Here is a 7517-nt window from a genome sequence, read left to right on the forward strand (position 1 = left end):
CCCGCTTGGGATTCACGGTGGAGCCTTCGCGCCGCAGCGCCTCGGTCATCCGCCGCACTCCGTAGAACGGATGCGCCGTGTAAAGCTCGTCCAGGCGATGACACAACGCGATCTCCTCGGCATCCGGACCCACCGGCTGGTAGTAAAGCCCGCTGCGGTCCAGCCCGAGCAACTCGCATTGGCGGCGCACGGATAGCTTCCCTCGACTGTCAATCATGGCGCGACGAGCCTCAAGTGAGAGGGCCGAACTTTTTTTTAAGCCAGCGGTTTTCCACCTCCAGCCGTCCAATCTGCTCGAAGAGCTCCCGCTCCCGCGACTCGACGGCTTGGGTCTCGCGTTCCAGCCGCCGGCCAAAGAATCCGGGCAAAGCCAGCAGCGCTTGCTTTTTCCAGTGCCCGACCACGACCGGATGCACCCCAAATTCCGTGCTCAATTGGTTGATCGTTTTGTCCTCGCGCAGCGCCGCGACGACCGCTTTGGCCTTGAACTCCGCGCTGTGCCGACGACGCGTCCGTTTGCTTGTCTTGTCTGTGATTCCAGTGGGCTTCCTTCTTAGCTTAACCACCGGTCGGATTTTTAGGGAGCACTTCAGTCATCTTAGGATGGGTGATGGCATGAGCGAAGGCAGGAAGCGCAAAGCACATAGCGCGGAGTTTGAGGCGAAGGTGGGAATGGAAGCGATCCGGGGATTCTCCCCGCGCAACAACAGGGCAGCGCTGTTCCGCTGCGACTAAAGTAATAGATGCAGCTTAAATTCGGAAGAAATCTGTCTTGCCATCGGGGTCCACTCAACCGGCGATATGCGTGAATGGCTTTGGAGGAATTCTCGTTGCGTTTTTTTTCGTTCAGGCTTTCTTTGGAAGCCGTGGAGCACGTGAGCCAAGGCGAGGAAACCTGTTCTCCGGAGAGGCAAAATCCCCAGTGGATGCGGGAAAGGCACCTCCATTATCAGCGAAGAATATCGATGATTTGGCGGAGGGTGACTCGCGTGATCGTGGGACAGGAAGCGGCTGTCTTTCGCGGCCTGGTGGGCTCCCTCTCGGTCTTTCAACCCAACGTGGGTGGCTTTCCGGCCAACGGGCATTGCACGTTTATCGGCCTGCCGGGAACCGGTAAGAGCACGATGGCATCAGTTCTGGCCCAGGCGATCGGCGGCACCTTTAGCCGCATTCAATGCACGGCGGACCTTCTGCCCAGAGATTTCACGGGGAGCTTTGTGGAAAAGGAGGGAAGCCTCGTCTTCGAAAGAGGTCCTCTCTTTGCCAACGTCGTCCTTTGCGACGAATACAACCGGGCTCCCGAAAAAGCGCGCAGCGGGGTGTTGCAGGCAAAGATCGAGGGCTTTGTCTCGGTCACCTTTGGCGAGGAACGCTGTTTTCCTCTCCCTCGGCCAAACATCATTTTCATGACCCTCAACCCGATGGAAGTCTCCGGCCTTTACCAGATTGGAGATGCCGATCGGGATCGCTCGCTTTTTCAGATCTTCTTTGTGCCTTTGCAGCAGGAGGAGCGGGTTCGGCTTTTGGAGCGGGCGGAAGGCTTTCTCGACGCGAAGATCGCCGAGGATGAGGCAAAAGAGCCGCTGACCCCCGAGGAGTTCGAGGAGATCCGCTCTTTTGTCTGGGCGGAAGTAAAGGCGAGCCGCTTGCTCAAGGAGTATTTGGTTCGGCTTACCGAGGTGGAGCATCTGGAGGCGAGGCTGGCGCCCGTCCGGCAGGATTTGGAGGCTCTGGCCGGCGTTCCTCTTTCCCTCCTCTTTTCCGGCTATTTGGCGGAACGGCCTGCTTTAGGGCTGCTTGGCGCCTCGAAGGTAGTGGCTTTCCTACGGGGGAGCGAAGTCGGCCAAAGCGGTAAGATCCCCCGGCTTTGGGTGGCTCCCTCTGACGTTCGGGAGATCTATGCGGATGTCATGAACCATCGCATTCGGCTTTCCGAAGAGCTGGAGGTGTTCTGCCCGAAACTTGCACCGCATCTGTTCGGAAGGTTATCGGAGCAAGATCGACGCGGCTTTTCGAGCCTCACCGCTCTTTTGCCCAGGGAGATCGTCGTCCGCTACCTGTTGCAGGAAATTGTCTCTCGGGTCCCGGATCTCGAGTAGCATGTCATGGCGTCCACTCCTTTCGGCTTTTTCCCCCGGCGGCGGCTCGCCTCGCCAATGTCGGGAGCGTGGCCGGCCAATCCGATCCCCGGCGGATCGGAGTTCGAAGCCTTTCGAGACGCTCGGGCGGGGGAGGATGTCCGCTGGATCGATTGGATCAGCTCTCGACGATGGGGAGAGAAACTTGTGCGGCTGGCCGAAGAAGCGCGCGCGCCGGGTCTTCTTATGGTGGAAGGGGGCTGTTGCGGGAAAGCTTCCCCGCTGGGAAGCATCGCCCTCGAGCTCGCGAAGCTCTTGTCGGAGGAGATCCTCTATTCGGACCCGGAAAGCCTGATCGGACTCGTTGCCGGCCTGCGGTCGGGGCTGGTCCGGGAGCCTCTGCAAGCGGGACCGACTTGGAAAGATCGGATCCTGGCAAAGCTGAAGCGCGTGTTGCAAGAGGAGGAGGAACGTGAGGGGAAGCTTCCCAAATTATTGGAAGCAGTGCGACCGTGGCTGGCCTTTGCTTCAGCGGTCGTTTTCTTTCTGCCGATCTGCTGCCTTTTTCTCGACCAGACCTTCGAGCGCTTCCTTCCCCGCTTGCGGGCTCCGGGGAGGGAGGTGATTCTTTTCGCGCTAGCAGGCCGCTGGGAATTACAGTTGCCTTCCGCGCAGGCGCTCTGGACGTTTCGAGATCCCTCCGGTTTCTCCTTGCGCGCCCCACTCGGCTCCCGGCGGTTCCGAGAAACCTTTTCTTCGCATGCCTCCGAACGGTTGCGGGAACTGTCGAGTCGACTCGCTTTTTTCGGATTTCGGCGCGGCTTGGAGTGGGAGATCGTCCAGGAGGGGGATTCCGCGAGGGAGCGGATTGGGCGGATGGCCGCCTTTCGACGGAGGGTCTTGGGATGAAAGTCATGTGGACCATCGGGCTCAGCCTTTTGCTGTGGATCGCGGGCATGGGGTTCCCGTTCGGCGTTGACACGGTTTGGGGAGAGCAGCGGAAAGACGAAGATCTCTTTTTCTTTGATCGAGAGCTCCATTTCTGTGCAGTGGCTCGCCTCCCGCGACTTTACGTAGAGATCCGGCGTGTTCTGCCCAGCGGCTCTCACGAGTGGACAGAGGCCTGGAAGACCGCGCTGGGCGACCTATGGTCGGAGGAGAAGATCGAGGTCTATGGGGCCGGCGTTCTCCTGAACCTGCCGGGCAGTCCGCCTCCAGAAAAGATCGTCGCGACGGCGGCCGCCTTGCGGAATCGAGAGTCGATTCGGTTCGCCTATCCGTTGGTGGAAACAACTGCGGGCCCCTGCGTGCCTCTTCCCCGAGTGGAGTTCGCTTTTGATCCGCGACTTTCGCTGCAGGAAAGGGACGAGATCTGTCGGGCCATCCACCGCGATCTTCTTGATCTTTTTGGAGCCAGCTGGGCTGGCCGAGTGGAGAAACTGGGGGAAAGCAAGGGGATCGTGCTCGAGGTTCCCGATCCCTTTCTAGTGGCCCGCCGGCTGGCCCTCTCTCAGGCGAAGGGAATTCGCTGGGCTATTCCTGTGCTCAATGCGCTTCGCAGCCCGGTCGAGGTGAGGGCGGCCCTCGTACGCCCTGGTGGGGAAGAGGGAGAAAGCATGAGCGTCCTTTTGGGAAACTTGATCTATCTCCGGTTGATGGTGAAGGTAGATCCCACCGCGCAAGTCGAACGGGATGCGCCGTTGAGGAGCATCTCCGAGCTGAGTATTCGACCCGTGAGCGGAGAGGCTCTTCTCCCGTCGTTTCTCGAACGAGGCGAGCCGCGGGAAGAGGGCGGCGGGGCGAGCCGGCAGGTCTGGTTGCCGCTGCGATTCTATCGTAGCGGGGAGTTTCTGATCGAGCCGGGCACTGTCGCCTATCGGGAGGCGGATAACCCAATTCGGTCCTCTCAAGCTCCGCCCTTGACATTGCGGGTCATCGGCTTGGCCAGCGGGGTGATCGCCCTTCATCCGCTCAAATTACTGCCCGGCTGGGTGGATCGGGCAACCACGGTTCGCGAAGCAGAGTCTCCGGGGCCGTGGCTGATGTTGAGCTTGGGCGCTCTCCTAATGGCCGCCGGAGGGGGTTGGATCGTCTGGGCAAACCGGATCCGCAAGGATGCGCATTGGGGCGAGCCGATGGGGGCGAGGGCTTCGGGGGATAGCGGCACGATTCTGATCCGGCAAGCGAGAGAACGCTGGGAGCGGGAGCGGGAGCTGGCGTCTGTGCGTAAGCTCGCTTGGCAGTTGCTGGAAAAAGGTCGGTCCGGAAAGCTTTCTGGGCCGGCGCAAGGTCTTTGTCACTCTCTCTTGGAGCAGAGCGAAAGCCTTTTTGCTGATGGGGCCCTGGAGGAATCCGTCGGGTGTGCCGCGGAGAGAAAAGTTACCGAGCTTTTGCTTCGACTCGACGGCGAGGCGGGGGAAGGGGCTAGAAGGGGCTAGGGCATGAATCGGGAATCGGCCTGGTATGTTGCGGAGCTCTTGGGACCGATCACCATCTGGTTTTGGCTGTGGAAGCGGAGTCGCAAGCGGCCGGTAGCTTGGAGCCGTCATGGCGGACTCACCCTTTACGCGGAAACGTTGCTCGCTCTTCCCCGGCGGGAAAAGGTGCGGCTGCTGCTGGCGGAGCTGTTGCCGCTCTTCCTGCTTTGGGTGGCTTGGGCAGCGCTTCTTTCCGTGATTTGGCGTATTGGTGCGCATCGCGAGCTGGCTCCAGCGGCCGATTGGGAGAGACGGCTCGTCCTGGTTGACGATCTTTCTGGAAGCATGCAGGGGAAAAAGGAGGAAAGCTTGCGCCAAGCCAATCTCCGTTTTTTGGCCTCCAGCCGTGGGTCCGCGGGTCGACGTGTTCGCGTCGGGCTGATCGAGTTTTCCGGAAGTGCCGCCGTTCGGCTGCCGCTCGTACCTCTCGCTCGGGGCGAAGAGGAGCGGGAGCTTAACGTCCGGCTCCAGCGAGTTGTCCAGTCAGTGAGCACCAAAGATCCAGGCATGGGTATGGGCACGGAACTTGGAATGGGCATCTGGGCCGGGCTGGAGGCGATCGTGCGATCCGGCCGGTGGAAGGATGCCATTCTTCTTCGCCATTGGAGGGAAACGCAAGAGGCGCTGGGGCGAGGTGCGCGTCTTGCGGACGGAGCCGCTCTTCGCAAGATCTTTGGAAACCATTCGGATGCGGCGATCGTCGCCTTTACGGATGGAATGGTGCGCAACGAAAGCCTCCCCACCGCTCGGGTTTTGGAATTTGCCCGTGCGCTTGGAGTGCGCAGCTATTGTTTGAGCGTGGAGGAGTTGCCGGCCGAAATCGCGACGAATGCCTACCGTACGATGACTCGAATCGATCCGGAAAATGAAGAAGGCTTTCAAAGTTTGTATGAAGAGATCGCACGCAAAGAGACCCGTCCTCGGATGGAGTGGAAGCTCACGGAACGGAGCCCTTGGGAGGGAGGGCTCTTCGCGCTCGCCTGTGCGGCGCTCGTCGGCTCCGTCTGGTTCCGGGATCGGGCGATCCCACGAGGTCCATAACGTTCCCTGGAAAAAGACCGTTTCATGAAAGGCAATGGAGCAAGAAGAAATCGGAGCTGGGTTGGTTGGCTTCTCTTGGGCTTGGGGGTTGTTTCTCTTTTGATTGGCGCTTTTTGGCGAGGGAGCGAGGTCTGGCGCGCGCGGCAGGTGCAAGCATCCCAGGTCTCGCTCCAAAAGAGAGTGGGGGAAGCGCGCGATGCCGTCGCACGACTTCGGGATGCGGCGGAGCGAGGAGAGGGACTTTCCGAAGCGGGCCGTCAATTTCAAGATCGCATCGAAGATTTGTCGCTATCCGAGGAGATCCGTAGGGGCATCGCGCGGGAAGCTGCCTGGGTCCTCCTGCAGAAAGCGTCTACCCTCTCGGCAGAGGCGGCGGTTTATCGTCGGGAAGAGTCCGACCATCCTCACCTGACGAAGCTGCTGAGCCAGCTACGGGCTTTGCGGACTCAGGCGTTCCCGCTGCTCGCCGCGGGCTTGCCCCCCGTCGGCGTTTCGGACGGCGAGCAATGTCGGCATAAGATCTTTTATGCCAAAGGGCTTTTGGATGCCTGGGTTGCGGATTTGGAGACCGATGCCCAGCGGCAGGTGGAGTCTTGGCTTGCTGCGGTCTCGGAGCTCGCAGCCGCGCTCAAGGAAGCCCCGGAAGATCCTTGGACCATCGAAAACCTCGAAGTGCTCGGCTCGACCTTTCACTCGACACTCGGCCGCGGGCAGGTGCAAGCAGGGGGAGAGAAACCGGGGAAAAAAGATCTCCAAAAGCCGGAGGAAGCCTCGCCTCTCCCTCAGCGGCAAGGGCATGCCCCGTCGGTTCCGAAGGGGAAGATGTGATTGGGTCGCTGTTCCTGAAGGTAGAGAACTTTTGGGGCCTCGTCCCCTGTGCCGTTTTGCCTCTGATCGTCATCTGGCAGCGAGACCGGGAACTGAGCTTAGCGCAAGAGCGTCGGACGCTGGATTCGGGACCGGGAGCGCACCATTGGCCGAAGTGGGGACGCCGTGGGGAGAGCCTTCTCCTCTGTCTTGCTCTGCTGGCGAGCGCTGGTGGCATGGCTGGTCTGCGCTGGGGTTGGGGAGCGCCGGCTGCGCAGTGGCGTCACTGCGAATTCTGGCTCCTTCTCGACACTTCCCTCTCGATGCGCGCCCAGGATACCACGAGGGTGGGGAATAGCTTCGTCTCGCGTCTAGAATGGGCGGAACTCGTCTGTTCGAAGTTGTTTGAAAGTTTCCCGGGCGCACGGTTTGGGATCATCCCCTTTGCGGGCGACGCCTCGGTGTTGCTACTACCGAGCACCGATCGCAATGAGTTTGCCTATTACCTCCAGAGCGCGACGGCGGTTCCAAAATCAAGGGGGACGGACCTAGTCGAGCCGCTTCGAGCACTTGCGTCGGAATGGACGCAGAAGCCTCCCGCAAGTCCAATGCCGGTGGTGGTTTTACTTTCCGATGGGGGTAGAGAGGAGGGGAGAGAGATTCCAATCGCCAAAATCGGCGAGACTGCTAAAGAGGTCCAAGCCGCTTCTCCTCGGGTTCTTTTCGTTTGTGTCGCTGTGGGTGGGGATCGCGAGGCGGCCGTGCCTTCGGAATCGCCTTCGGGGGATGTTTCCTTGGAGGAGGACTTCCAATCGAAGGGGCTGCTTCGAACCGCGCGCTTTGATCCTCCTCTGGAAACCGTCTCCGAAATGATAGGCGGCCTTTTCTTTCGAGCGAAAGACATCTCGTTGGAAGAGATTTGCCGCGCAGTGGCGCAGCGGCTGGAGAAGCAGGGAATGCATCCCGAATGGGAAGCGGAGGCGGGCGGAGAGGAAGCGGGGCGAGTTTTGGCGACGCTCGGCCTGGGAATCCTTTTCTTGTTGACCACTCTCTGGAGCCGCCAGTAAAGCGAATTCTTTTGAGTGTCAGGTCCCGGATGACGCCGATGCTTTTG

General features: G+C 60.4%; 8 protein-coding genes. 6 read left to right on the plus strand and 2 right to left on the minus strand.

What is annotated here, in order from left to right; all coding sequences use genetic code 11:
• Nucleotides 1-217, minus strand: a 217-nt coding sequence (locus MAMT_RS06255) for an IS3 family transposase (protein ID WP_142660133.1), incomplete at its 3' end; no start/stop codon positions are given.
• Between the two features lie 13 nt (nt 218-230).
• Nucleotides 231-566: a transposase gene (locus MAMT_RS06260; RefSeq protein WP_178086965.1), complete on the minus strand. Its 336-nt coding sequence runs from the start codon at nt 564-566 to the stop codon at nt 231-233.
• Nucleotides 567-965: 399 nt separating this feature from the next.
• On the opposite strand from MAMT_RS06260, the gene MAMT_RS06265 reads away from it, so the two are divergent.
• The 6 genes from MAMT_RS06265 to MAMT_RS06290 are packed head-to-tail and all read left to right on the plus strand — an operon-like array spanning nt 966 to nt 7470.
• Complete coding sequence (locus MAMT_RS06265) at nt 966-2099, plus strand: AAA family ATPase (RefSeq protein ID WP_178086966.1); 1134 nt, start codon at nt 966-968, stop codon at nt 2097-2099.
• A 6-nt stretch (nt 2100-2105) separates the two neighbouring features.
• Nucleotides 2106-2987: a DUF58 domain-containing protein gene (locus tag MAMT_RS06270; RefSeq protein ID WP_142660136.1), complete on the plus strand. Its 882-nt coding sequence runs from the start codon at nt 2106-2108 to the stop codon at nt 2985-2987.
• Complete coding sequence (locus MAMT_RS06275) at nt 2984-4516, plus strand: hypothetical protein (RefSeq protein ID WP_142660137.1); 1533 nt, start codon at nt 2984-2986, stop codon at nt 4514-4516. The genes MAMT_RS06270 and MAMT_RS06275 overlap by 4 nt, the downstream gene beginning before the upstream one ends.
• A 3-nt stretch (nt 4517-4519) precedes the next feature.
• Nucleotides 4520-5596: a vWA domain-containing protein gene (locus tag MAMT_RS06280; protein ID WP_142660138.1), complete on the plus strand. Its 1077-nt coding sequence runs from the start codon at nt 4520-4522 to the stop codon at nt 5594-5596.
• 24 nt (nt 5597-5620) lie between these two features.
• Nucleotides 5621-6424, plus strand: a complete 804-nt coding sequence (locus MAMT_RS06285; protein WP_142660139.1) for a hypothetical protein — start codon at nt 5621-5623, stop codon at nt 6422-6424.
• Nucleotides 6421-7470, plus strand: a complete 1050-nt coding sequence (locus MAMT_RS06290; RefSeq protein WP_142660140.1) for a vWA domain-containing protein — start codon at nt 6421-6423, stop codon at nt 7468-7470. Before MAMT_RS06285 ends, MAMT_RS06290 begins: the two co-directional genes overlap by 4 nt.
• Nucleotides 7471-7517: the final 47 nt, after the last annotated feature.

It is taken from the genome of Methylacidimicrobium tartarophylax (genome assembly GCF_902143375.2).
GTDB classification, from domain to species: domain Bacteria; phylum Verrucomicrobiota; class Verrucomicrobiia; order Methylacidiphilales; family Methylacidiphilaceae; genus Methylacidimicrobium; species Methylacidimicrobium tartarophylax.